This is a genomic window from Paenibacillus sp. RC67 (assembly GCF_030020805.1).
Taxonomy (GTDB): domain Bacteria; phylum Bacillota; class Bacilli; order Paenibacillales; family NBRC-103111; genus Paenibacillus_S.
Genome location: NZ_CP125098.1, coordinates 3,459,454 through 3,485,327, shown reverse-complemented (window position 1 = coordinate 3,485,327; position 25,874 = coordinate 3,459,454). Strand labels below are relative to the sequence as shown.

Below are 25,874 nucleotides of genomic sequence, written 5' to 3'. Positions count from 1 at the left end.
CAGGATGCCGCCAGCCATGAGCAGAACAAAAAGGGACGCATTCAGCGTCCCGAGTCTGTCGAGAAACCCTTTCTTCGAGAAATTTGCTATATGAGTAGGTGGGGTATGCCTCGGAGGAGTTTACGTCCGCCTTTGAAATCCGTGAATATACCGCCAATTCTAATCAAATTCACAGATTTCAATAGCGGCTGGAGAGGCATACCCCACCGGAGCATACTAGCAATATTTCAAGTTTTTCAGGTTTCTCGACATTCTGGAGACGCATTCAGCGTCCTTGTTCTATCGAATATAATTATGACTCACAAGATTGCTGGATAGGACATCGGTTGGAATAATGAATTTCGCAACCCCCATATATCCCGGACCAACTTCATATTTATTGAACACAATGACAAGCTTGCCTTCATTGTTGATATAGAAGCTTTGATCTTTCTTAATGCTCTTGAACTCATCTGTCGGCAGTATATCCTTAGTCCCCGGAATCCAGTAGATCTTATTCGGATCGTCCTTCATCTGTTTGTTCATTTGCTCTTTGATGTTATCACTAATCACTTGGATGAATTGATCATCCTTGAAGAGCATCGGCAGTGTTATCAGGATTTGGTTCTTCTTATCAATAGTATCGAAATGAATTTCCTCAGAAGATGAACCTGCACTTTTCACGACATAGCGTTCAATGGAGAAAATGCTGTCATTGTCTGTCTTCACTTCATAGCCCGCATCCAGTCCCAGATGTCCGTCGCCTTCTTTTTTTAAATCATTCATTTCCACCTGAAACTTGTCATACAGAGCTTTGTTTTCTTTCATATATTTTTCATTTAATCCTACTTCTAGTTCTTTGTTATCCAAATCGCTGATCGAAGGCACTTTGATGTTTGCATTATAGTTAGGTTCGTTTATCACATATTCTTTCAGTGTGAGCACTTTGATAATGCGGTCTACAACAGGAATGGAGGACAAGGCATGGGCCACTGTCGTACTTGCATTAATGATAAGCACAAAAATGACGGCCGCCGCAGCGAAACCCGCTAACCATTTAAATTTGACCTTTTTATATCTTCTTGCTTTAAGAGATCGGTTAATGGCCTTGCTCACGATCATATCCAGTTCTTCTGGAATAGGTACTTCTTGATATTCTTTCCACAATGGATCCAACCTGTTGTTCATATTACTTAATCTCCTTTGAAGGTTCATCATTCATCTTCACTCTTAACAGCAGCAAGGCCTGATACAGCCGCGTCTTTATCGTATTCACATTTTCGTTTAGGACAGCTGCGACTTCGTCAATTTTCATATCTTCAAAATATCTCAGTACGATTACACTTCGGTATTTCACCGGCAGATCTTGGAGTGTTCTTTTTAAATCAATGTTCGTATAAACGTCCTCTATCCCTGAACTATAGTTCTCAATCATCTCATGGTCCATGGAGTAAACCTTCTTATTCATGCGCAAAAAATCCAGTGCCGTATTCACTACGATGCGGTAAAACCAGCTTTTGATGGCATCAGGATTTTTTAACACTTCAATATTCATCATGGCTTTATAAATAGACTCCTGCACGATATCGAGCGCGTCTTCTTTATTTTTGACGTAGCTGTACGCAAGCCTATAGATGTTTTCTTTATTCTCGTTGATACAGCTTGTCAGCAGATTCTCAGTTTTTCTTTTCAACATGGTCTACCCTTCTCAGTTTGGTAACTGGTGTTTATCAGGATTTAGACGTATGGAGGGCCACAAAAAGTTTTATAAATGAACAAATATTTTTTTGAGCATCTCTTTCTAGCAGAATACCAGTCTACTATCATTGTATTGTTGATTTCATTAGAAACATTTGTAAAATAATATTGTATTTATATACACTACTATGTATATTTATTACATTGGTTTTTTCTGGGAGGTGTCCATTTAATATGTTTCAAATCCGAAAAGCCACCATGAGAGATACTCAATACATGTTTGAACTCATTAATATCTACGCTGATGAAGGAAAGCTGCTGCATCGAACTCTTAGCTCCATATATGAAAATCTCCAATGCTTCTATGTTGCTGAGAATGATGGCGAAATAGTAGGAACCGCAAGTCTTCACATTTTAGATAAAGAACTGGCAGAAGTACGATCGCTTACAGTTTCAGCAAATCATTTTGGCATGGGGATTGGAAAAAAACTTGTTCATGCTGTTCTTGATGAAGCTCGGGTTCTTGGGATCCAATCTGTATTATCGCTTACTTATCAAGTTGACTTTTTTATAAAATGTGGATTTCATCTTGTTGATAAGGATAAGCTACCCATGCCAAAAATCTGGAAGGACTGTATCCATTGTTCTAAATTCTCGAATTGCGATGAAAATGCGATGATTTTTAAAATCTGCTGTTTGTAGTATTTGCAACGCTAAAGAGGTCATTGGCTCTAGAAACAGCCCTTTTAAAAAATACAAAAGCAGCCAGGCTTAAACGCCATGACTGCTTTATCCTTACTCATAATATCACAAAGCTCGTTCTTAATGCCCGCTGCTCCACTCAGCTTTCGCTTTGTCTGGGCCTTCCTGTTGGTCCTGGGCTGGAATCATCCGGGCATTTCCCATAAACAGGATCGTTACAAATGACAATCCGGCAGGAATAAGCGCCCACAGAAACATGGTAGAGATCGATGACGAAAGGAAATCGACGATTTTATCCATAGTTTCCTTTGGAATAGCTGCCCGTTTTTCGGGAGTCAACAGCTCGCGTGTATTGCCGAAAGTTCCACTGCCAAATGCGCTGCTCAACTTACCCGTCAACAGGTTGCGCTGGAGTATACCGAACACCGTTAGCCCCACTGTCATGCCGAGCGAACGGACGAATGCCAACGTCGAATTCGCCGAGCCTCTTTGGCGCATATCGAAGTGATGAATGCCTGCCATTCCAAGTACTGAGAACGAGAACCCACCGCCAAAGCCAGCTACGATCATATACACGTTGAGCAACCATTTGGATGTGTCCGGAGTAATTGTACCGAGCAGGAACGTGCCAAGTATAAATACAATAGCAGAGAAAATCATAATATTCCTGTAGGACGTCTTCGCAGTGAACGTGCCGCCGACTTGTGAGGCTACCACCGAACTTAACATCATCGGCAGCAAAATCAGTCCCGAATTGGTTGCAGATCCTCCGGTTACACCTTGAACGTAAATTGGGATATACATCGAGAAGGTAATGAACCCGGCACCGTTAAAAAGACTGGTTATCGTGCTTGCGGCAAACAGCCGCTGCCGAAACATCGAGTATGAGATGATAGGTTCCTGGGCCTTGGTTTCTACCAACAGAAATACGGCCATAAGTACGGCTGCTGCTGAGAACAATCCAATAATAACAGAGGAATCCCATGCAAATTCCTGCCCGCCAAGCTCAAGTCAAACATAAGGCAAACGATAGAACTGACAAGGCTGGCAGCACCCCACCAATCAATTCTCTGCTTAGAATGCTCCATCGATTCATGATAGAAGAAAAGGATTAGCGCTAGCGCGATCAAACCAATCGGCACATTAATGTAAAAAATCCAGCGCCAATGAATGTAATCCGTAATATATGCACCTAACAGTGGGCCAAACAAGCTCGACGCTCCGAAAATGGCTCCGAACAAACCGCCCATACGTCCCCGTTTTTCCTTCGGTATTACATCGAACATAACCGTAAATGCAATTGGCATCAAAGCACCGCCGCCAATCCCCTGTATACAGCGATAGATGCTTAGCTCAATAATATTATTCGCTGTACCGCATAAGATCGATCCCAGCAAAAACAAGGCGATACCGAGTATAAAAAACCGCTTCCTACCATACATATCGGACAGTTTGCCGAAAATCGGCATCGCGGCCATTTCTGTCACAAGGTAGGCGGAAGTCACCCAAACGAATTTGTCGAGACCTCCTAGATCGGCCACGATCGTTCCCATGGCAGTGGCTACAATTGTATTGTCTATAGCCGCCGCAAAAATCCCAAGCATCAGACCGGTAATAACAAGAGAGGTGCTCTACAAAATTCTAAGCAAATAATAAAAGCCTGATTGCTCAAGCTTTTCTGATCATTCCTGTTGAATCGATTTGATTCTGCTAATTCCGATAATTCCGATATGAGTATAAATATTTGCTCGTTTGAGTATATTATCCTTGTGCTAATAAGCAGTTCGGACCCTATCTCCTTAGAAGGTCAGGTGCAATATGGAAGAAGGAAAAAAGTGGGATCTGATATCCATCGCAAGTATTCCACTTATTATGACTTTGGGAAACTCGATGCTCATTCCAGTGCTACCTGCAATACGTAGTAAATTGGGAATAACCTCTCTTCAGGTGAGTTTGTTGATCACTATTTATTCTGCTGTGGCCATCATCCTAATACCACTGGCGGGCTATCTATCCGATCGATTCGGTAGAAAAATAATCATTATTCCCAGTTTATTGATTACAGGAGCAGGAGGGTTACTATCAGGCTTAGGGGCTTGGTGGCTGGAACAGTCTTACACCGTTATTATGTTAGGTCGATTACTACAAGGGGTTGGAGCCGCAGGCGCTTTTCCAATTGTGCTTCCCTTGGTTGGCGATATTTTCAAGAAAGAAGACGATGTAAGCAGCAGTCTTGGCATTGTCGAGACGGCCAATACATTTGGCAAAGTGTTAAGCCCTATTTTAGGATCAGCCTTATCTCTGGTTGTATGGTTTTTGCCCTTTCTTGCTATACCTGTATTCTGCATAATATCCATGTTACTCGTTTTATTTCTTGTTAAAGCCCCTACCAAAAACTCAAAAGAAGAAATACTTCCTCTTGCCGGTTTTCTCAAAAATATAAAGCAAATATTTAAACATAATGGTCGGTGGTTATTTGCAATATTCACTATCGGGGGCATTAGTATGCTCGTTATTTTTGGGGTATTGTTTTATTTATCCGATACCTTAGAAGAGGTCTATCATATAGATGGAATAATGAAAGGGTGTATTTTAGCCATCCCTCTAGCTTTTCTATGTCTGTCGTCCTTTATTACTGGAAGAAAGATTGGAGAAAACATGAAACTGATGAAGTGGATCACTTTTATTGGGATAGCTTTAGTAACAGCAACTCTTCTATTGAGTAGGCTTGTTCATTCCATAAAAATTCTGATTCTTCTTACAAGTGTAGGTGGAGTCGGAATAGGCGCAGCCTTGCCATGCTTGGATGCGATAATTACCGAAAGTATCGAAAAAGCCCAGAGGGGTACCGTTACTTCTATTTACAGTTCCATGCGATTTATCGGTGTGGCTGTTGGTCCTCCCTTAGCCTCTGTTCTTGCAAAAATATCTCCCGCTCTCATGTTTTACACCATTGCTGCCGCGTGTATGATTGCTGCTCTAGTTGCATTATTTGCGATTAAGCCTGAAGCTGCAAGTAGTACCCAATCTTAATTTTAAACCCATGTTGTATAAAATCGAAGAACTTAGAAGAATATATATAGGTACCATACCAATACCAAATGAGGGAGTGAGATAAATGGATAAAAACAACAACCATGAGCGAAAAGAAGGTTCTGACCGCAACTCGACCCAAATGGCTGACGTTGACACGGGTGAAGCTTTAGGTACTGTAGGCGGTGGTGCTGCGGGCGCCATCGTGGGTTCCATGTTGGGGCCAATCGGCACTGTTGCAGGTGGTATCATAGGTGCAGCGGTTGGTAACAAAGCTGGCGAAGCAGCTGGTGATGACTCCGATACTGCCCACGAACATAATAAAGATCACTAGAGGAAAAGCTCCTCACATAAATTAATGGTTAAGATAACGACTTACGGAAGGCCACATCAACAGGTGTGGCCTTTCTTCGTGCCGTTTTTTGTTCTGAAGTAAAACGGAGAAGTGAATTAGGTTTAATCCCCTCAATAATGTTCTTTATACTTAATTTGTACCTTTAACCCTCTCTGTTTTTGTGTAAATATGGTAAATAGTTCCTTATTATATTTCAATTTAAGAAGTGCTTTCGTTTGTTTTTCGTTCTTCATTAAAGGAGGCTCTGACATGAAACAAAATAAAGAGATATCTATGTTCTGGTTACTTCGATATCTTATACCAGTCAAACTAAGAATGATAGCCTTACTAGGACTATTATTAATTACCATTGCACTACAGCTCATCCATCCTCAAATTATTCGTCAATTCATTGATACCGCGGCTGAGCAAGGAGCTGTCGTAAGTCTGCTTAGTCTTGCCGGGATATACCTTGCTATTGCTGTCTGTATTCAGCTCATCACCGTAACTGTAAGCTTTCTTAGTAACGATGTAGCCTGGAGAGCAACCAATCAACTTCGTGCCGATATACTCAAGCATTGTCTTCGATTGGATATGCGTTTTCATAATAGCAAGACACCCGGTGAAATGATTGAAAGAATTGATGGCGACGTAACCAGTATGTCGAACTTCTTCGCCATGTTCGTTGTTCAAATTATCGGAAGCTTGGTCCTCCTATCAGGAATTCTTGGTTATATGTTTGTGATCAATTGGCCGATTGCTATTATCATGTCTATATTCACTATTATCTCCATACTCACAATGATAGGAATTAGAAATCTGGGTGTGACGGCATCAACAGCGGAACGTCAAGCAAGCGCTTCATTATTTGGATTTATTGAAGAACGCATTGCTGGAATCGAAGATGTACAGACAAACGGAAGTATCCCCTATGTTATGAATCGATTTCATCGGGCAATGAGAAATGTATTCATGAGCGGACGAAAGGCATGGATGCTTCGTGTAGTGCCTTGGAATGCTACTGTCGTTTTATTCACGATATCCGTCACAGTTGTCTTATTAATGGGTGTTCACTTGTACCTCAAAGGCCAGGTAACCATAGGAACACTCTTCCTCTTCTTTCAATACACTCAAATGCTGAACGATCCAATTGAGCAGCTTGGAAATCAGATGCAAGAGTTTCAGAAGGCTAAGTCCGGCTTGCGCCGCTCCCGTGAGCTTCTTTCCATTCGGAGTGAAATTATGGAGGGTACAGAACAAATACTTCCAAACGGAGCTCTTTCGGTGGAATTCGAACATATCCATTTTAGCTACAGCAAAGATAAGCCAGTTCTTCACGATATCCATTTCAAGCTGCAGCCTGGGGAACGACTTGGGCTTATAGGCCGCACAGGCAGTGGTAAGTCCAGTATAAGCAGGCTGCTGCTCCGCCTGTATAACATGGATAGTGGAGTCATTCGGATCGGTGGTACGGATATTCGCACTTTAAGTCTAGAAGCTTTGTATCGCCGGGTTGGCATGGTCACACAAGACGTACAGTTGTTTGACGGAACACTCCGAGATAATCTGACGCTATTCAATGATAGCGTGACCGATGATGAGATTATTGAAACGGTTGAGAAACTTGGCTTACGAAAGTGGATTGATAACTTAGCTCAAGGATTAGATACTCATTTATCCGCTGGTGGTGCGTCTGTTTCTGCAGGCGAAGCTCAATTACTTGCGCTAGCCCGTGTTTTTTTAACACAACCTGATCTGGTTATTATGGATGAACCGTCTTCAAGGCTTGATGCAGCGACGGAAGCCTCATTACAAATGGCTGTAGATCAACTGATGGAGCATTGCACAGGTATTGTGATTGCGCACCGTTTGTCCACGCTTGAGAAAGTAGATAAAATCATGGTGCTGGACCATGGACGCATCTTGGAATTTGGTTCAAGAGAGTCTTTGGCACAGGATCCGACATCTCACTATGCTAGATTGCTGCGTACAGATAGACTGGAGGAATTGGCATGACGGTAACTCGGTTTATCCAGCGATTGCTAGGATTTCGACTATCGCTGTTTGTAATCAATGGATTGTTGTGGTGTATATTTCACTCCTTACCAGTTCTGGTAGGTTTGGGTATGCAGTGGTTTTTTGACCGAGCAACCCAACAATCCAGTAACTATTTATGGCTTGTTCTCCCCCTCTTATTTGCTGCTCTAGTGCGGTTTACCAGAGTGGGATTGTTCTTTTGGGCTTTTTACAAATGGGTGACGTACTTCTACCACCTTCAGGCGATATTGCGGACCAATATGCTGGCAGGTATCATGCGCTGGCCAGGCCGTAATCTCCCTGCTTCTCCAGGTGAAGCCATGAGCCGATTTCGTGAAGATGTGAATGAAGTCGTAGAATATGTGGAGTCATGGGTAGATTTCTGGGGCAAGTTGGCTTATACCATCATTTGCATTGTGATTATGGCCCAGATCAATTGGCAAATCACCATTGTAGCCATAATGCCGCTCGTGATTATAACGCTGCTGAATAATCTTTCCGGAAATATGGCAAGACGCTATAGTCAGCTTAACCGTGAAGCCACGGGTCGAATCACCGGATTTATTGCTGAAACCTTTAGTGCCGTTCAAGCTGTAAAATTGGGCAAAGCAGAGGAACGTGTTCAACATCGTTTTCTAAAGCTGAATGAAGCTCGCAGAAAGGCTGCCCTCAAGGATAATCTCTTTAAGCAGTGGATGAAATCATTGAACCAAAATGTATTAAATGTTTCTATCGGCATCATTTTATTGATGTGCGCCTCCCAAATGCAGGCCGGACGTTTTACCGTTGGAGATTTTGCCCTATTTACTTCTTACCTTGGCTCGTTTGCATCAAGCATCTCATTGTTCGGCCTCATGGTATTCCAGCATAAGCGTCTCGCTGTTTCACTAAGCAGAATGAGGATTTTATTCCGTCCCGGTGAAGAGGATCGCATTGTGGATTATAGTGAGATCTATCTGGAAAGTCCCCCACCGGACGTAACGAAATTGGATAAGACTAGTGTCGAAGAATCTCTCCGAAGTCTCGAAGTGAAGGGACTTTCCTATACGTATCCTCATTCCGATAACGGAATCCGTAATGTAGGCTTCCGCTTAGAGCGGGGAAAGTTCCTTGTCATCACAGGTAGGATTGGATCAGGCAAATCTACACTGGTTCGTACCCTTCTAGGACTCTTACCCAAAACTTCAGGAACTATTGTTTGGAATGGAAAAACAGTGAAGGACCCAGCTACATTCCTGATTCCGCCGAGAACAGCTTACACACCACAAGTTCCACGTCTATTTAGCGACCCGCTCCATGAAAACATTACCCTAGGCAGCCACGCAACAGTGACATCACTAGATCGTGCTGTTCGATTAGCTGTAATGGAGAAAGATATCGATGTCTTGGAGAACGGCCTCGATACGCTTGTTGGACCTCGCGGTGTGCTGTTGTCCGGCGGGCAGATCCAACGAGCTGCGACTGCACGGATGATGATGACACAATCCGATATTTTAATCTTTGATGATTTGTCCAGTGCGCTGGATGTTGAAACGGAGAAGCTGTTATGGGAACGGTTATTTAAGGAGAGTGATATCTCTTGTATCGCAGTATCCCATCGGAGAACAGCCTTGGCTCAAGCGGATCATATCATTGTAATGAAGAACGGACAGATAGAAGCTGAGGGTACTTTATCTGAATTGTTAGCTACTAGCTCAGAGATGCAGCTTTTGTGGCAAGGAGAAGAATCACAGATGGAAGTAGACAAGAATCCCAATGGGAGTGCAGGGAAAGAAAAGATGGAAACCATACGGAATATTATGTAGACTGCTAGGACCGAAAGAAGGGATTTGACTTCATTCGGTCTTCTTTTAGCAGCGCTCTATCCTCAACTTTTACAACCACGGCCCATAGCACAGTGATAACGTCAAAAGGCAATACTTGCTTTTGCGCCTGCCGAGTTGCTACTCCGTTGCGGAACTGTCTTGCCTCCTTCACTCTCACCCAGCATCCTCGATGTTCTCGACAATCAAATCAAGTTTCTTACCCTCGGCTTGCGGATAAGGGAATAGTTCATTCATTCGAACACTCCGTCCAACTTCGTTTTTAAATACGACATGCTCTCGAGTCAGTTGCCGTGGACTCTCCAATCCGCACGCCGCAGCAAGTGAGAATACCCCTTCGCGCATTTGGACAATGTAATTCATCACACGCCATTGTTTCTCTTCTGGAGCAAGCGCAGCTTGGTATTTGGAATCTGTTGTCGTAATACCTGCTGGACATTTACCCGTATGACACTGCATAGCCATTATACAGCCATTAGCCATCATAAACCCACGTGCTGAATTGATGCAATCAGCTCCAAGAGCCAAAGCAACAGCAACCTTATCAGGTGTTATCAGCTTTCCAGAAGCAAAGATTTTGATTCGATCACGCAGGCCATACTTTCTTGCCGTATCATCAAGTAGAATTAGAGCCGTAAACAAGGGCAGGCCCATCCCGTCTGCCATCGCCTTAAACGTTGCACCCGAGCCTCCCTCACTTCCATCAACCGTAATGAAATCCGGATAAATATCGAGATCCAACATGGCCTGAAAAAACATATCCAACCGTGTTGGATCACCTACAACTATTTTAATTCCTACTGGTTTACCGCCTTCGTCTTGTAATCTTTTCACGAACCTGAACGTATCTTCCGGATTTTTGAGAAAGGGGAACCGGTTAGGTGAGTTGACTGTCTTCCCAATCTGAACCTTACGGATGGCGGCAATTTTCTCATTAACCTTCGAGCCTTCCAGATGACCACCACGAATTTTTGCTCCTTGAGCAAATTTCAATTCGAATGCCTTGACGTTGGGCACGGCTGCTTTTGCACGAAATGCTTCGAAAGAGAAATTCCCCTCATTGTCCCTATAACCAAAAAGACCAGGACCAATCTGAGCAACCACATCCGCTCCAGAAGCTAGATGTTCAGGAGCAATTCCTCCCTCACCGGTATTGATCCATGAGCCTCCAGCCATTCTCGCTCCATTACCCGTAGATTGAATATAATGCTCACCAACCGCTCCATAGGAAGTTGCTGAAGCCCCGAACATCCCCTTTAATCGCCAGGGATTCTTGCGAGCCTCCCCGACTATGACGGCATCCTCATCGGTATACAGCCAATTTTTCACCTCTCCCGCTTTCATTCGTTCTTTACGGGTGAACAAGCCTTCATTTACGATTTCGTACTTATTCCCGATTATATTATCGGTATGCTCTACTCTTAGCTCGTCGACTAGCTTCGGAAACATATCATTAGAAAGGTAGTACCCTGATTTTTCGTAATCACGCTTCGATCCAAAGCTGATCAGATCGGTTCTGTATTTAGCAGCAAAAACAACGCCGATAAAATCAGCACGGGAAAATGGCTTCCCTTGCGTATCATTGTCAAACCAATATTGCCTAAATTCTGGTCCCAACTTCTCCAGCACATATCTTAGCCAACCCAAATACGGATGGGCACGAATGATGGAATGCTGCGGTTTTTTAGAAAGGACATACATGTACGCAAAAAATGCGATTGGAAGCAAAATAATAATAAATAACAAAATAAGGATGACCAGCTGCATACTCATACTCCCTTTACTCATTTAGTTTTAAAATAAAGGATCGTTATTGGAACGATTCTGCCTTTGCAAACCTTATATTTATGAGCTAAATCTCTATAAATAGTACTAATTTCAGAAAATCGGAGAGGTTCTATTATCTAATCCCCCTCCTAAACAACCAATATCTAGATATTAACAAATGAATCCATTTTGGAGATGGGTAGTTATTATGAATAGGCTTAGAATAGCTTTCATAAATTGGAATAAAAAGCTATGAGGAGCGGTTAGCCATGCGGGATCAAGAAGCACAATTCGAGCATCAATTTTGGCTGCAAATTTTAGGGGATCATTCCCGGTTTATACATAACACCTTGTACCCAATAGAAAGCAAGGATATCGATACATCAGGACAGTTCATACGTCATTTCGATCAACTGCTTGAGCTGTCACGCGGTTCGCTTAATAGCGCTCAACTTACAGATTTGAATCAGGCTGCCCACCAAGCCGCAGTTAAACTGCGTACCTATAAACTAAATTTATTGGAAAGATCCTTGCTAGGTACCGTCAAGATCGGTATAACGCCTTCTTTTCTTAATCATATGGTCAATGAACTGGAGGAGTATATTCGTATACTCGACGAGCTTGTGGCAGGCAAACCTGTTCCGCATTACCCGCCTCTTCATCATGATTTGTTATGGTTGTCGGATGCCGCCTTTCATTCTTCAGCCCTTTCGACCGAGCTGGATTTCGTGGAGAGGCGCTTCATTGCCAGGAGTAAAGACTTCGAGAAACAATTTAGCGAATTTTATTTGAAAGCCATTGAATTGGCAGGGTATTTACGAACAATGAGAGCGCATTACCCTTCGTTTACTCGATTTCATCAGGACATTAACCTGGAAATGCGCTTGTTTATGGCCTTTCTAAAAGAATTAGAGCACCTTGAATTGAGCCAAGAGCTGCTTGGCAGCTTAAGTCCACTGCTTCCAGATCATATGTTCCGTGAGGAGTGCTATTATTTGAAAAAGCTCGCGCAATCCGGAGAAATTGCGGTTCCCGATTGCAATCCTGCTACGCCTCGAGTGGATGGTTGAACTAGTGTAGGACTACACAAAGAGGCCACCCATCATTTCAATCCGCGGCAGCCTCTTTTGTGTAGTTTATTGCACTCTAGGTTCCTATTAGCAATAAATCCTTACTCATATTCACTTGTTCAATCATATGACCAATATTTCCTTCTCCTGCATACAAGGACATATCAAAAAAGTCTTTATTCAAATCAGACCAGTATAATTCATTTTCATCACCGGAGATCATTACATCCCGTTTCAACCTGCCAACATAAACTTCAACATAGCATTGTTGCAAATAGTATTTAAAATCCATTAAATGATGCAAATCGACATCTTCTTTTGAAATATTCGTTTCTTCCAATAACTCTCTATAAGCAGCGTCAATACCCGACTCTCCATCCTCGATTTTCCCGCCAACTAGATTATTCAAACCTTTATATGGATTCTTTAACCGTTTGCACATAAGCAGCTGGTCCATATCCTTGTTATAAATCATTAGAACGTTATATCCTTGCAAGCAGTTGACCTCCCTATTTGTCCCATCTTAAAAATTGCATTTCCCAAGTAAAGCTCCTCAACCTACGCATGCTCTCGAACAGCAGGTTAGTTGCAATCCCTTGTTGATATGTCCGGATGGACATCAAAAGGATGTAAATATCGAGTTTTGGTTCAAAAAACGATTTTGGCAAACTTCCTTTTTCCAGCCTGAATGATGTCACCATTATTTATTTCTACATGTTCATTTGCGTCTAAGAGCTTGGTTCCGTTGAGTCTAATAGCTCCTTGAATAACGCTACGTCTCGCCTCACTATTTGAAGTTACGAAACCAAGTATAACAAGAAGCTTGCTGATAGAAATACGTCCTTTTTCGAGACTGTCCATGCTCAGGTGTAATTCTTTAATGTTTTCGGGAATTAATCCCTTTTGAAATACGGTGATAAAATAGTCCTCAGCTTGTTCTGCCGCCTGCTCGCCGTGATACAAACGAACATATTCTTTGGCTAGTTGAACCTTGGCATCACGAGGATGGACTATTCCATCTTCCAGCCCTTTCTTAAGCCTTAATAGGTCATCAGAGGAAATGGCTGTACTAAGTTCGTAGTATTTAACCATTAGATTGTCCGGAATAGACATGGTTTTACCGAACATTTCATTCGGAGAATCATCAATCCCAATGTAGTTACCGAGACTTTTGCTCATTTTCTGGATACCGTCAAGTCCCTCCAATAAGGGCATCAGGATTGCTATTTGACTATCTTTATAATCAAAAGCGCTTTGCAGCGTTCTTCCCATTAGAATGTTAAAGGTCTGATCCGTACCACCTAGTTCGATATCACTTTCAAGTGAAACCGAATCAAACCCTTGCATTAGCGGATAGAAAAACTCATGGATGTGAATAGGTAAGTGATTTTCGTAACGCTTTGCAAAATCATCCCGTTCTAGCATTCGCGACACCGTAACCTTAGCAGCCAATTTCAACACATCTTCAAAGTTCATTTTTTCGAGCCATGTTGAATTAAAATGAAATTTTGTCCTTTTGGGGTCAAGTAGTTTGTACAGCTGTTTTTCATAAGTTGCAGCATTTCGCTTCACATCATCTTCAGTAAGCTGTTTTCTAGTCTCAGATTTACCGGTCGGATCGCCAATTCGTCCTGTAAAATCACCAATAATAAGCTGGACTTCATGCCCCAAGTCTTGAAATTGCCTCAGCTTCTGAAGTACTACGGTATGTCCAATATGGATATCTGGTGCTGAAGGGTCAAGTCCAAGCTTAACCTTAAGTGGTTTTCCCGATACGACTGAAGACGCTATTTTTTGTACTAGCGCCTCTTCTGGAATGATCTCTGCAACCCCTCTGCGAATTATACTCAGTTGTCGTTGAACCTCTTGTTTTTGTTCTTCTGATAAATGATTCCATATGTCCATTTGACGATCCCCTTTCTATTTTAAGAAATAACAAAAAAACAACCTTCTATCCCAGAAAGGGACGAGAAGGTTGTTCTCGCGGTACCACCCTAATTAAAGAAGTATTAGCCACTTCTTTCACTTATTTATTTTAACGACATTATCTTAATGCCGGATAAAAGCTACTTCTGCTTCAGTCGCAATTTCACTTTTTCAGCTCCGGACTGTAATTCAGGAAAATGACTGCACCGATTCGCACCAACCACCGGCTCTCTGTAGGCATCATTCATTCCCCCTACTTGGGTATTCAACCGTATCCATCATCGCTTTGTATGATATTCAATTTTTTCCATTTAATCATACAACGAATTACATGTCAATTATTTCCTGAATCATTATCCATTACGCTTTTGGAAATCGGTCATGAACTCAGCGAGCGCCTTACACGCTTGAACAGGGACTGCATTATAAGCCGAAGCGCGCAGGCCCCCAACACTGCGATGTCCAGCCAATCCATCAAAGCCGTTACACTCGGATTCTTGTACGAAACGTTTCTCCAAATTGACATCCAGCATTCGCCAAGTAATATTCATATTAGAACGATGTTGGTTCTCAATAACTCCTTTGTAAAAACCGCCACTGCTATCAATGACATCATATACCAGCTGAGCCTTTTCTATATTGCGTTTTTCCAATTCTGCAATCCCTCCTTGCCGCTTTACCCATTCAAGTACAAGCATCATCATATAGATGGAATGGACTGGAGGTGTGTTATACAGTGACTTGTGCTGAATGTAGGTTCCGTATTTAAAAATAGTGGGGATTGTGTCGGCACACTCTTCCAATAAGTCCTCACGCATTACCGCAACGGTTAACCCAGCGGGACCAAGATTTTTTTGAGCGGCTGCATAAAACATCGAGAATTTGGTAAAATCCAAGGTACGACTCAAAATATCGCTCGTCATGTCCCCAATTAACGGTACCGTGCCTGTATCAGGGAAAATCTGAAACTGAGAACCTTCAATCGTATTGTTGGTCGTCATATGAACATAGGCCGAATCCATTCCCAGTTCGATGTCATTTACAGCTGGAAGCTTGCCCCAGTTATATTCCTTACTGCTGGCTAGTACGGTTGCCTTTCCAACATGTTGCGCTTCTAAGTAAGCCTTTTCCGAAAAGCTGCCCGACAGAATATAGCGTCCAGCCTTACCCGCCTTAATAAAGTTCATCGGTATCCATGCGAATTGCATACTCGCGCCGCCACCCATGAATAATACCTTGTACTCTGAAGACAAACCCAAAATCTCTAACAGCAGCTGTTGAGTTTCTTCGTTTAACTGTTCCACCACTTTACTGCGGTGAGACATCTCCATTACCGACATACCGTAATGCCCATACTCAACCAGCTCCTGCTGAGCTTGTTCTAGCACTTCCAAAGGAAGGGCCGCGGGTCCAGGATTAAAATTGTTAATACGATGCATTTTGCTTCAACCTCCTAAAGTTATTGACAACACAAAAACGCTCCTCATCCAATTGGGACGAGGAGCGTTCGCTCGCGGTGCCACCCAACTTGACCAAACTGTGCTGTGCACAATCTGATCCACTTGGTTCCGCGATAACGGGCGGAGCCGGCTAACTTAGGATACACCTCTGAATGAGATGCTCTTGACGAAAACGCCTCCGAGTTGGATTCTCATCATAGGCATGGTTTGATTTGTTATTAAAGTAAATTATATCTACGATATGAACATTGTCAAGGGTAGAATATAACTTACTATATACCTCACCCTTCTACTATATCCGCACGTAGCTCAGTCGCAACCTCAATCATTTTGGGGACAACGGCTTCATTGGTGCCCGAAACATAAATATCTCCATCAAAATGCCGGAAAGGAATCGTTGTATCACCAAAGCTCCACATGAAGAAATCTCCATCAATGGACATGGTGGTCGAGCCTTTTACCGTAAACACAGAGGTATAGGAAAAATCAGGTTTGGACTCAAAATACTGTTTACATTCTTCCAAAGAGATTGTTTGCTCGCTATTTCCATTCTCCTGAAATTCTCTTGTAATGCGATAGCGTTGACTCATAAATGTGCCTCCAATATTTCAATTTTACTTTAGATATCAAAAGTAACAAAACTAGAGACTACCGCACAGGTAATCCCTTTGGTTTATTGATTTGAAAATTGTAGCAAAAACATGAAGCAAATTCAATGAAATAGATGTAATCCTTGAATGAATAAAGAAAACCACAATGCGAGGAATCGCACTGTGGTTGGTCTGTTGAACCATCCTTATTGATTCAAGAAGGGACGATTTATTAATTTTGGTTCCCTATACGTTTTACAACTATAGCCTAGCTTTCCATAATATATTTTTTCAGATAGGCGTTGCGGAATTTCCCCTCAGGGTCGCAGTGACGGAGCAGACGTTGAAAATCGGGCAGCTTCACATAGAGCGATTGCAATTGGTCCGGTTGCATGACAAACAGCTTCCCCCAATGTGGACGCGCATGGAAAGGCTCAAGCTTCTGTTCGATAATCGGTAATACTTGCTGCACAGCCTCCCAATTGGCTTTCCAAGTAAAATGGATCCCAACTGACTCCTGCATGTAACAAGGACTCATCCACAAATGATCTTGGGCTATTGTGCGAACCTCGGAAACATACAGCAATGGCGAGATCTGATCCTTTACCTGATCAATCGCACACAAAGCATCGTAAGCATCTTGGCGTGACACGAAATACTCGCTTTGCAGCTCCTCCCCTGCACTTGGAATGAAATCCAAGCGAAAATGTGGCATCCGCTCATACCACGGCCCCGGAACGCCCATCTGTTCACTGCAGTTTTCCGAGGTCATACCTGGCACTGGGTGCTTATGGGCTAGTGCTTGTGTAGCGCCAAAAAACTCAGGCTCCATCTGATCTAGGGTTTCATCCGTTATTTTTCGCTTTATCCAAACCTGGTTGAATGTCGACTCTTTCCAATCTGTAAACAAGCTGACACTATAGGCACTTGAGAAAATATCGTCAAGATGTTCTTTAAGTTGAACTAAAGGCAAGTTATCGTATACGTATTGACTCATCTGAAAAGTCGGTGTCACATCAAGCGTGAGTTTAGTAACTACGCCCAGTCCCCCAAGTCCAACAACGGCTCCTTCGAGGATACCATCTTCTTGGTCACGAGAAATAACGATTGCCTCTCCATCCGCTTTGACTATTTCCAGAGAATCAACCACTGTAGCAAGATTTCCGTTCAAATCACCGGAACCATGCGAGGCTGTCGCGCAAGCACCTGCAACAGTAATGTGCGGCAGCGACGCCAAATTATGCAGCGCAAAGCCATTACTATGAAGATATTGGCATAGCTCACCATACCTTATTCCGCCTTCGACTGTCACCTTATTGCGTGCTTGGTCTAAGGCTATCACCTTGTTAAGCTTTTGAAGTGAGAGAAGGCTATCGGTACAATCTGCAATTCCATTGAACGAGTGGCGTGTGCCAAGCACCTTCAATCGATTGCTGCGAGCTACCCATTCCTGTACTTGCTCCACATTCTCGGGTATAAGGAGCTCCGAGGCGCTGTATTTGTAGTTTCCAGCCCAGTTTCGTTCATTGATCACGTTTCCACACTCCTTGACGGACTTATTCGGATAAGTCTTCTAAAGTAAAAAGGATGAATAAAAGGTTATTTTAAACATAACATATCTTAGGTTTTTTAACTATTATTAGTTCTACTATATCTCTGGTCCTAATGAATAAAGCTACAAGGCTCCGTAAAAAAAAACAAGACTGCCTTCCGCGGCAGTCTCGTGTTGTTTGTGTGAAGTTAAAAGCAGATTGCATCCGAAGTATGTAATCTCCCTACGTGATCAATCGATTGCAGTCTTCTTATTTTTTTTGAAAAACGACAGCGACAATCCGAACATTTTGCAAGGCTTCTTCAACTTTCCGCTGCGGATAAAGTGCAGTTCTGCATTCAGCTCTCCACCTAACAGTATGATCATACTGGATAAATAAAGCCAAATGAGTAAAACGATAATTCCGCCTATACTGCCATACGTTTTGGTATAGCTATCAAAATGATTCACATAAAACGAAAATAAAAGCGAAGCGATAATCCAGCCAACAGTCGCAAACAATGCCCCTGGGATCACCTCACGGAACTTCAGACGAACATTAGGAAGAAATGAGTAGATGAGGCAGCACATGGTCCAAATAACAAGCAGCGGCACAGCATATTGCGCCCAAGTCCAAATCTCAGAGAAGTCTCCAGGCAGCCCGGCGTTCACATATAACCATTCCCCTATTTTGCGCCCGAACACAAGCATAACAAAACTCAGTATAATAGCCACAGCCAACACGATAGTTGTTACTAAGGAAAGAAGCCGAACCTTCCAGAATGGACGGTCCTCCTCCTGATCATAGGCTTTATTAACCCCTTTAATAACAGCGTTAACTCCATTAGAAGCTGACCACAACGTCGCAATAAGACCGATAGACAAGAGCGACCCGCTCCGTGTCTGCTCAATTTCATGGAAGACGTCTGATATAGTCTTGTTCGACATATCCGGTAATATCAAACTCAGCCGAAGCAGCGCATCATCCGCCGAGAAGCTGGTAAAGCTCAGTACCGTACCCGCAAAAATTAGGAAAGGAAAAAACGAAAGCAGCAAATAATACGTCAATTGAGCCGACAGCGCAGGCACATCGTCATCCTGAAAGCGGCATACCAAATTTTGAATCAAAACCATCAATTTCATCGTCGAGGCACCTCCTTACGGGATTTAATAGTAACATTTGTGCCGGGAAAATTCCGGTATAGTTATTTTATACCCAAAATTTAGCGCCAGTACCCCATACTCTCCACGATTCCTAGTTCTTAAACATAAACTCACTATTCAAATTTGACTAGAATGATTCCACTCGGTATAATCAACCATGACAAAGCTATTCAAACTTGAATAGTTAAATTGATCACTCGAAAAAGAGGTTAAATCATGTATTCAGTCCGATTGCTTGTTCTAGGTTCAATTTTAAGAAAAGGGATTAGTCATGGTTATGGGGTTTATAGCGACATTACCTCTTGGCGCGCAGAAACCTGGACAAGTGTAAAACCGGGTTCCATATATCATGCCTTAGAGAAGCTTGAATTACAGGGAATGACTGAAGCCGTTGACTCCCGCGATAATATCAAACTTGGACCGTCACGTACTGAATATGCCGTAACTCTACAAGGGAAGGATGAATTTGAATCTCTTCTAGAATCAGCACTCCTGTGCAGTGATATTCAGTTATTTTCAGCAGGTATTGCCTTTATGGAAATGATCTCACGTGAAAAGGTGATTTCACTCTTAAACGGACGATGCGCCTCCCTCAACGAATCTGCTCATTTCTTGAAAGCTTTGCCGACAGAAGCGTTCCCGTCAGATCCTTCTAAGCATCCTGAGCTTCTTGGTATTTGGGTCAGCTATCTAGAAAATCAAGCAGCCTATACTCAAAAAATAGTAGATCATATTCAATCAGGAAAATATTCCTTTAAAAAAGGAGAAAACGAATGATTACAGTTAAGATGCATGATGGAAATGGTATAGACGTTGTAACTCAAGGTGACGGCCCCACTATTTTAATACCCGTGAACCCAATACCGGTTGAAGGATCACAAGCCGATGAATTGAGGAAATGGGGAGTTAATCCTGCTCTTGGGAAATCATTAATCGATGGGCTTAGCGATAAATATCGTGTTGTTGCATTCGACTATGAAGGACATGTACTAAGTAAAGCCAAACCAGATACACTGACACCGAATAATTTAACTAGAGACTTTATAGCTATTGCAGATGCCGTAGGAGCGAATGAATTTGCTTACTATGGTTATTCTTGGCTTGCTCTTAGTGGATTACAGCTTGCTATTCGTACGAGCCGGATTTCTGCTCTCATCATGGGCGGCTTTCCCCCAATACATGGACCCTATAGAGAGATGCTGCAAGTCACTATGGCAACTCACGGAATGTCACTTGATAAAAATCCTAAAAAATATGATACCCATGAGAAAATCCAAGCAACTGACGAGTATGATTGGTCTAGTGTTGAATTGATTATGGATGAGAGTCAGACTAAGCAATTCGTTACTCTTTATAGAACATTACAAGATTTCGATGATAAACAAGCACAAACAATGATCAACTGTCCTCGTCTTTGCTTCGCGGGGAGTGTCGATAGAATCGATTACGGAGAAAAATGGGGCAATGTTCATGTTGATATTGTAGGTCCACTCAGTAACCACTATGATGAGCTAAAAGCAGCTGGCTGGGATGTACACATTCTAGATGGACTCGATCACACCGGAGCTATGCAATCTGTCAACGTATTGCCTATTTTACGTCCATGGTTAGATTCTAAGTTACTTAATTATTAAGTAAAGATGTCCTTTATCCAAAATCACATATCGCATTGATGTTAAATCCCTCACCGCACTTCATTATCCTGCCCATTAATTTAACAAAAAGAGCAGCGTGCAAGAGCACCTGCTCTTAAATATTTCAATAGACCATCTACTAATCTATTAGTTAAGAAGCTAATCAACATTTCACTAGTTTATACATGAGAACAAGCTCGGAGTAAGTATCCTTGTCAAATTTGATTTGTTTCACTCGTCTGCCCTCTTCTTTGAAACCCATTCCACAATAAAGACGTATGGCGTTTTCATTTGTCGAGAATACTTCCAGACTTATCTTCTCAATAACTGGATGGTCACCTGCCCAATCTACATGGCTGTTACCTTTTCCCCTCCAGTGATGTGATAGCATCAATCCAAACTCTCCAATTTTAGTATGAATCCATTTTACCATATGAAGGTAATTCCCTTGAACAAGAAACTAAACCTATTCCTGATCCTTGATTGTGATGTTAAAAATCTCCCAACACAAGATTTCAACAACCCATTCAAATCGATTATTTCAGCCATATAAAGAACTACAACCATTGTATGTACACGGGGTTGATGTAGGGGATTAAAACAGCGTATATAACGCTTTTTTTGCGTTTAAATTCGTATTTAAATCGGATGTTCGATGTGTTATTATATCTAGACTTCATTGCAACAAGTGAAATCATAGATATCATGTAAAGGGATGACAAAGGATATGAACCAGAAAATGAGTTTGCGTTTTACTAACGAGAGTATTCCCAAACTTATTCTATCGCTTGCTACTCCAGCGATTGCAGCACAGTTGATTAATGCTTTATACAGTGTGATAGACCGCATGTTTGTCGGAAGAATGCCCGGCACGGGTACCCTTGCATTAACGGGCATCGGAGTAGCATTCCCAATTATTATGATCATTTCCGCATTCTCTGCGCTGATCGGGTTCGGAGGTGCGCCTCTTGCTTCAATAAAAATGGGTGAAGGAGAACATAGCAAAGCGGAAGAATTACTAGGCAATTGTTTTGCGATGTTATTGTTTGCTTCCGTTGTTATAACAATTACTTTTATCATTTTTAAAACACATTTCTTAACCTTATTTGGAGCTAGTTCAGATACGCTGCCATTTGCGGATGATTTCTTGGGTATCTACCTGATTGGGACTGCGGCTGCGTTAATATCGTTAGGCTTGAATCCATTTATAGCCGTACAAGGATTCGCTAAAACGGCAATGATGACCATTGGTGTAGGAGCAGTAGTTAACATCATTCTTGACCCCATTTTTATTTTTAAATTGAATATGGGGGTTAAAGGAGCTGCACTTGCCACTATTATCTCCCAAGCCATCTCTGCTGTATGGGTCTTATGGTTTCTCACCTCCAAGCGGGCCCATCTCCGACTGCGTTTAAAATATATCCGCATTAAACCTCAGGTTGCTATGAGTGTACTACTATTAGGGCTTTCCCCATTTATTATGCAATCAACGGAAAGCCTTGTTCAAATTGTGTTTAATACTTCTCTCGCCAAATTTGGAGGAGATCTCTTCGTTGCTGCGATGGGGATTTTGAGTACTCTCATGCAAATATTCACTCTGCTTTTGCAAAGCTTCGCTCAAGGGGCACAGCCTGTTATTGGATTTAACTACGGGTCGGGCAACTATGCAAGAGTTAAATCAGCTATAAAGTACTGCACTGTTTTTTGTGCCACATTGGGGATCATGATGTGGGGAATCACCATGTTTCTACCCCAGCTTCCGATCCAGATTTTCACCAACAATCCTGAATTAATCTTACTTACAGTGAAGTTGACCAAAATCTTCTTCCTCGGCACATGTATTTATGGAATTCAATTGGCTTTACAACAAATCTTTATCGCACTCGGGCAAGCCAAGGTTTCTATATTCATAGCGATACTTCGAAAAATTATTTTACTAATTCCTTTGGTAATCGTTCTTCCCATGTTCAATACTCCAAAAACAGATGCAGTTATTATGGCAGAGCCAATTGCAGACATCTTAGCAGCTTTAACCTGTTGTATTTTATTCTTACTTACGATTAAGAAGCTTCTCGCAGCTAAATAGTGGATTTATTTATTGGCTACATAAAAGAAAAAGCCCCGATGTACGCGGCTGAAATAGATTATATTCTTTATTGACGGATGGCAAACAGAATCCCGATTAGTGTTCATTTATTTAATAAACACTCCGCCAAATGGGATCAATTCCCGAAGCACTCGCCTCAATAAGCTATCGCTTTGCATCTGCTCATCCAGCTGCTTATCAGGTTTACAAGGCTGAAGCAGGACGGTGCCCGATCCTTTAAGCTCCCAATGATAGTTCATATTCTGACTTGCCAGCGTATTCCCATATACGCAAGGTGTTAAACTGACATGCTCCGGATAAGCGACCAGACACTGGATATCAACGTATAGCGGCACTTCTGGATCAAGTTGGATCGGGTACAACGGGCCAGATGTCAGAAGACCTAGTGTTCCTGGACCTTGAAACTTCATTTTCACAAAATCATGAGTCATCATAACATTTCTAACCTTTTGTACTTGTGTTCGAAATTTCATCTCTTTTGTGTAGAACAACACATGGCGGAATTCAAACAACAAGTTGTCATTTTCCTTGATTTCGACCGTACCTAAGGAGTAGCCTTCCGGTAAACCCAGCATAAATTTGACTGGTCCTCGAATATTGGACTGCAAGAGTCTTTTTTTTCGATACATACCTGACAACTTCATGAATGAGTCCTCACGTAGAGATGGGGAGCCCTGAAAAGCGACGATCTGATTTGAATGCAGCACCTTCACAGACTCTCCCAACTCAAGCGTAAATGCAGCCAACCGGGTTAAATGCCCGGCTTGCTCATAGGAAATATCCAAAAAGTATGCCCCCCCTAAGCCGACCATGTATGGCCGCTTGCAATATTACTGTCTAAGATTGCTATTTTGCCGTCTCCAAACCATGATACGTATCAAGCGGCCTATTAAAAAATAACCTATGATGAGGAAGATTACCGTCACAGCAATCATAGTTATTTTACGGTTTTGTGCTTTTTTATCCAACGATGTTTGTTCCATCATTTGAATTCGGGTCTGTAAAGCTTCATTCTGTTCCAGGAGCTGCTTATTTTGTATATTCAGCAGATCTATAGCTTCCCTCGACTGCTGTACGGATTCGACGAGCTTATTCCGTTGTTCTTCCAACTGCTGTTTGGTTGCATCAAATTCTTTTTGAATACTTTCAACATGCTCAGGCAGCTGGTACATATCTTTTACCCGGTCCAACACACCTGCTTCTACTGTGGTAAAGGGTTGAAGCAGCGCTGCTGTTATACCTAAAGTCATTAATGCTTGTCCAAGCCTCGATCTCATTATGCTTTCTGGTATAAGCTTATTTGTCTTCAAGTCCCTCGCCCCCTCTACCATAATCTAGGTATCATTCAAAGATATTAAAAGTTTAACTTACACTTCATGATAATACAAGAATAGTTCGTTTTCCTCCATTTTCTATGATTATACTTTACTATGTTTCGACATTTTTTTCAAAACCGAACCTCTTAACTACAGTAAACAAAAAAATAGCAAGTGAACGGAGAATGTGTCCGAATCACTCGCTATTATTTTTCTTTCAAGTACCATATACCTGCTTATGTTCTTAATTATTTTTCGTTGATAATGAGGAGATAATTTTACCGAGAGCTTGGGTATCAAAGTCTTCTTTTGCCATTTGATACATCTCGTAGGTGAAACCGGCATGCTCCCAAATTACAATTCCGTTAGCAAAGTAAACCGTAGTTCCTCCGATAGTCTCTTTCTTGACCTCATCTTGGGTACTAATACCGTTTTCCACACCTTTCGAAATCAACAACGAAATGAAATCTCCATCTTTCTGATATTGAACTTCAACCATATGATCACCTTGAGCTACACAATTTACGAATTTGTAATCAGACATCCAAGTTGGCGTTGGAAAATCAACTCCCATTGCGGAACGTGCTTCTTTCACTGTCATCTTTTTAGGTGTTTCTATTTGAACCCGTTGTTGGACATCCGTACTTTTCACCTCAACATTAGGCAGCTCTTTGTACTGCGTAATCTGCATATTCCCAACTTGAAACCGTGCCATTATAGAATCAAGCATTTCATGTGCATACGATGTCGTCGAGAATACACCACCTACACAAACAACAGCCAATGCAGTTACAGCAACGGATTTCCACTTATTTTTTCTCATATAGATATCATCCTTTTTTGTATAATTAGTTTGGATTGCTCCGGTTTCCATTTTAAATTTTAAACGATTGAACATTTGCTCTTTTTTGAAGGCATCATCTACTTCTACATCGTTGAGTAAATCTGTTACCTCACGAAATGGTTTTAAATCATATTTTTTAGACATGGTTGATCTCCTCCAAATCTAGTTCCTTATGCAGTTTTTTCAAGATCCTGTAAAGAACGACCCCAATATTGGAACCACTTACGCCTAGCAGATCTGCAATTTCTGAGTTCTTCAAGCCCGCTGCATATTTCATGGCAATGATATTACGTTCTTTATCACTTAGTTTGGCGAGTGCCGTAAATAACGCTCTATTATTGTCATCTCGAATCACAATTTCTTCCGGAGAGGGCTTGGATAAGACCATATTCAAAATGGAGTTCAGTGAAAAATCAGCTCTATGTTTCTGTGAACGGAAGTAATCTGTCACGGAGTTTCTCGCAATAGCAAACAACCACACCTCAAAGTTCGATTTCTCTGGTGAGAAACTATAGTATTTAGAAATGACTACTTCGAATACATGACTGCAAATGTCTTCCGCTGCATAATGGTTGTTGATTCGATAGCAAATATATTTATAAACTCGTTTATAGTAAGTATCAAATATTTGAGCAAACATCTCTGTCGACAGAATCCCATTCTGGATATCACTTTGTTCGTTTTGGTAGATCCCTGTGTTCGTACGGGCAACCTCCAACGGCTTCCCCTCCCTTCATTTCTTGATGAAAATTAACCATTTAACAAATTGCGCAATTTGTTTTTATGAGTCTCACACTAGTTAATACGTAAAAAGGATTAAAGTATTAACAAAGGTATTATTTTAAAAATACGTTATTTC

The 25,874-nt window shown here is 41.9% G+C and carries 23 protein-coding genes, 1 pseudogene and 1 other annotated feature; of the genes and pseudogenes, 9 read left to right on the top strand and 15 right to left on the bottom strand.

Features of this window, described 5'->3' with window-relative positions; genetic code table 11:
* Window positions 1-279: 279 nt before the first annotated feature.
* Both rsiV and QMA13_RS15970 read right to left on the bottom strand, forming a co-directional pair.
* Window positions 280-1,167 (bottom strand): anti-sigma-V factor RsiV, encoded by an 888-nt coding sequence (gene rsiV / locus QMA13_RS15975; protein ID WP_282942562.1) that lies wholly within the window; start codon window positions 1,165-1,167, stop codon window positions 280-282.
* Between the two features lies 1 nt (window position 1,168).
* On the bottom strand, window positions 1,169-1,675 hold the full coding sequence (locus tag QMA13_RS15970; RefSeq protein ID WP_282942561.1) for an RNA polymerase sigma factor SigV: 507 nt from the start codon (window positions 1,673-1,675) through the stop codon (window positions 1,169-1,171).
* Window positions 1,676-1,911: 236 nt separating this feature from the next.
* Between QMA13_RS15970 and QMA13_RS15965 the strand changes: the two genes are divergently transcribed.
* Complete coding sequence (locus tag QMA13_RS15965; protein WP_282942560.1) at window positions 1,912-2,379, top strand: N-acetyltransferase; 468 nt, start codon at window positions 1,912-1,914, stop codon at window positions 2,377-2,379.
* A 120-nt stretch (window positions 2,380-2,499) separates the two neighbouring features.
* Here QMA13_RS15965 and QMA13_RS15960 read toward each other — a convergent pair.
* A pseudogene (locus tag QMA13_RS15960) lies at window positions 2,500-3,983 on the bottom strand (MDR family MFS transporter).
* Between the two features lie 214 nt (window positions 3,984-4,197).
* Between QMA13_RS15960 and bcbE the strand changes: the two are divergent.
* From bcbE to QMA13_RS15940, 4 genes are all read left to right on the top strand, one after another.
* Window positions 4,198-5,412, top strand: coding sequence for a bacillibactin exporter BcbE (bcbE, locus tag QMA13_RS15955; RefSeq protein WP_282942559.1), 1,215 nt, complete (start codon window positions 4,198-4,200; stop codon window positions 5,410-5,412).
* A 142-nt stretch (window positions 5,413-5,554) separates the two neighbouring features.
* Window positions 5,555-5,746 carry a glycine zipper domain-containing protein gene (locus QMA13_RS15950; RefSeq protein ID WP_481858180.1) on the top strand — a complete coding sequence of 64 codons (192 nt, stop codon included), beginning with the start codon at window positions 5,555-5,557 and terminating at the stop codon, window positions 5,744-5,746.
* Between the two features lie 270 nt (window positions 5,747-6,016).
* Entirely contained in the window at window positions 6,017-7,762 is a 1,746-nt protein-coding gene (locus QMA13_RS15945) for an ABC transporter ATP-binding protein (RefSeq protein ID WP_282942557.1), read from the top strand.
* Window positions 7,759-9,588, top strand: a complete 1,830-nt coding sequence (locus QMA13_RS15940; RefSeq protein ID WP_282942556.1) for an ABC transporter ATP-binding protein — start codon at window positions 7,759-7,761, stop codon at window positions 9,586-9,588. Before QMA13_RS15945 ends, QMA13_RS15940 begins: the two co-directional genes overlap by 4 nt.
* A gap of 4 nt (window positions 9,589-9,592) precedes the next feature.
* Here the strand turns inward: QMA13_RS15940 and QMA13_RS15935 are convergent, their stop codons facing one another.
* Window positions 9,593-9,766, bottom strand: coding sequence for a hypothetical protein (locus QMA13_RS15935; protein ID WP_282942555.1), 174 nt, complete (start codon window positions 9,764-9,766; stop codon window positions 9,593-9,595).
* Complete coding sequence (locus tag QMA13_RS15930; protein WP_282942554.1) at window positions 9,763-11,379, bottom strand: FMN-binding glutamate synthase family protein; 1,617 nt, start codon at window positions 11,377-11,379, stop codon at window positions 9,763-9,765. The genes QMA13_RS15935 and QMA13_RS15930 overlap by 4 nt, the downstream gene beginning before the upstream one ends.
* A gap of 263 nt (window positions 11,380-11,642) precedes the next feature.
* Between QMA13_RS15930 and QMA13_RS15925 the strand changes: the two genes are divergently transcribed.
* Window positions 11,643-12,443, top strand: coding sequence for a DUF2935 domain-containing protein (locus QMA13_RS15925; RefSeq protein WP_282942553.1), 801 nt, complete (start codon window positions 11,643-11,645; stop codon window positions 12,441-12,443).
* A 76-nt stretch (window positions 12,444-12,519) separates the two neighbouring features.
* On the opposite strand, the gene QMA13_RS15920 is transcribed toward QMA13_RS15925, so the two are convergent.
* The 6 genes from QMA13_RS15920 to QMA13_RS15895 form a co-directional block, all read right to left on the bottom strand.
* Entirely contained in the window at window positions 12,520-12,939 is a 420-nt protein-coding gene (locus QMA13_RS15920; protein ID WP_282942552.1) for an NUDIX hydrolase, read from the bottom strand.
* Window positions 12,940-13,091: 152 nt separating this feature from the next.
* Window positions 13,092-14,348, bottom strand: coding sequence for a tyrosine--tRNA ligase (gene tyrS, locus QMA13_RS15915; protein ID WP_282942551.1), 1,257 nt, complete (start codon window positions 14,346-14,348; stop codon window positions 13,092-13,094).
* A 54-nt stretch (window positions 14,349-14,402) separates the two neighbouring features.
* Window positions 14,403-14,660: a binding site (T-box leader), on the bottom strand.
* Between the two features lie 62 nt (window positions 14,661-14,722).
* A complete protein-coding gene (gene serC / locus QMA13_RS15910; RefSeq protein ID WP_282942550.1) occupies window positions 14,723-15,808 on the bottom strand; it encodes a 3-phosphoserine/phosphohydroxythreonine transaminase in 1,086 nt (361 codons plus the stop codon).
* Between the two features lie 302 nt (window positions 15,809-16,110).
* Window positions 16,111-16,419, bottom strand: a complete 309-nt coding sequence (locus tag QMA13_RS15905) for a hypothetical protein (protein WP_282942549.1) — start codon at window positions 16,417-16,419, stop codon at window positions 16,111-16,113.
* Window positions 16,420-16,687: 268 nt separating this feature from the next.
* On the bottom strand, window positions 16,688-17,950 hold the full coding sequence (locus tag QMA13_RS15900; protein ID WP_481858224.1) for an FAD-binding protein: 1,263 nt from the start codon (window positions 17,948-17,950) through the stop codon (window positions 16,688-16,690).
* 252 nt (window positions 17,951-18,202) lie between these two features.
* A complete protein-coding gene (locus tag QMA13_RS15895) occupies window positions 18,203-19,093 on the bottom strand; it encodes a YihY/virulence factor BrkB family protein (RefSeq protein WP_282942547.1) in 891 nt (296 codons plus the stop codon).
* Between the two features lie 237 nt (window positions 19,094-19,330).
* Between QMA13_RS15895 and QMA13_RS15890 the strand changes: the two genes are divergently transcribed.
* The 3 genes from QMA13_RS15890 (at window position 19,331) to QMA13_RS15880 (ending at window position 22,834) form a co-directional block, all read left to right on the top strand.
* Window positions 19,331-19,891 (top strand): PadR family transcriptional regulator, encoded by a 561-nt coding sequence (locus tag QMA13_RS15890; RefSeq protein ID WP_282942546.1) that lies wholly within the window; start codon window positions 19,331-19,333, stop codon window positions 19,889-19,891.
* The gene (locus QMA13_RS15885; protein WP_282942545.1) at window positions 19,888-20,748 is read left to right on the top strand and encodes an alpha/beta fold hydrolase; all 861 of its coding nucleotides are present in this window, start codon (window positions 19,888-19,890) and stop codon (window positions 20,746-20,748) included. The genes QMA13_RS15890 and QMA13_RS15885 overlap by 4 nt, the downstream gene beginning before the upstream one ends.
* A gap of 727 nt (window positions 20,749-21,475) precedes the next feature.
* On the top strand, window positions 21,476-22,834 hold the full coding sequence (locus tag QMA13_RS15880) for an MATE family efflux transporter (protein ID WP_282942544.1): 1,359 nt from the start codon (window positions 21,476-21,478) through the stop codon (window positions 22,832-22,834).
* 107 nt (window positions 22,835-22,941) lie between these two features.
* Here QMA13_RS15880 and QMA13_RS15875 read toward each other — a convergent pair whose 3' ends face one another.
* The 4 genes from QMA13_RS15875 to QMA13_RS15860 all read right to left on the bottom strand — a co-directional run bounded on the left by QMA13_RS15875 (window position 22,942) and on the right by QMA13_RS15860 (window position 25,733).
* Window positions 22,942-23,640 carry an AIM24 family protein gene (locus QMA13_RS15875; RefSeq protein ID WP_282942543.1) on the bottom strand — a complete coding sequence of 233 codons (699 nt, stop codon included), beginning with the start codon at window positions 23,638-23,640 and terminating at the stop codon, window positions 22,942-22,944.
* 45 nt (window positions 23,641-23,685) lie between these two features.
* The gene (locus QMA13_RS15870; RefSeq protein ID WP_282942542.1) at window positions 23,686-24,165 is read right to left on the bottom strand and encodes an SH3 domain-containing protein; all 480 of its coding nucleotides are present in this window, start codon (window positions 24,163-24,165) and stop codon (window positions 23,686-23,688) included.
* A gap of 250 nt (window positions 24,166-24,415) precedes the next feature.
* On the bottom strand, window positions 24,416-25,159 hold the full coding sequence (locus QMA13_RS15865) for a hypothetical protein (RefSeq protein WP_282942541.1): 744 nt from the start codon (window positions 25,157-25,159) through the stop codon (window positions 24,416-24,418).
* Window positions 25,152-25,733 (bottom strand): sigma-70 family RNA polymerase sigma factor, encoded by a 582-nt coding sequence (locus QMA13_RS15860; protein WP_282942540.1) that lies wholly within the window; start codon window positions 25,731-25,733, stop codon window positions 25,152-25,154. The genes QMA13_RS15865 and QMA13_RS15860 overlap by 8 nt, the downstream gene beginning before the upstream one ends.
* Window positions 25,734-25,874 lie beyond the last annotated feature (141 nt).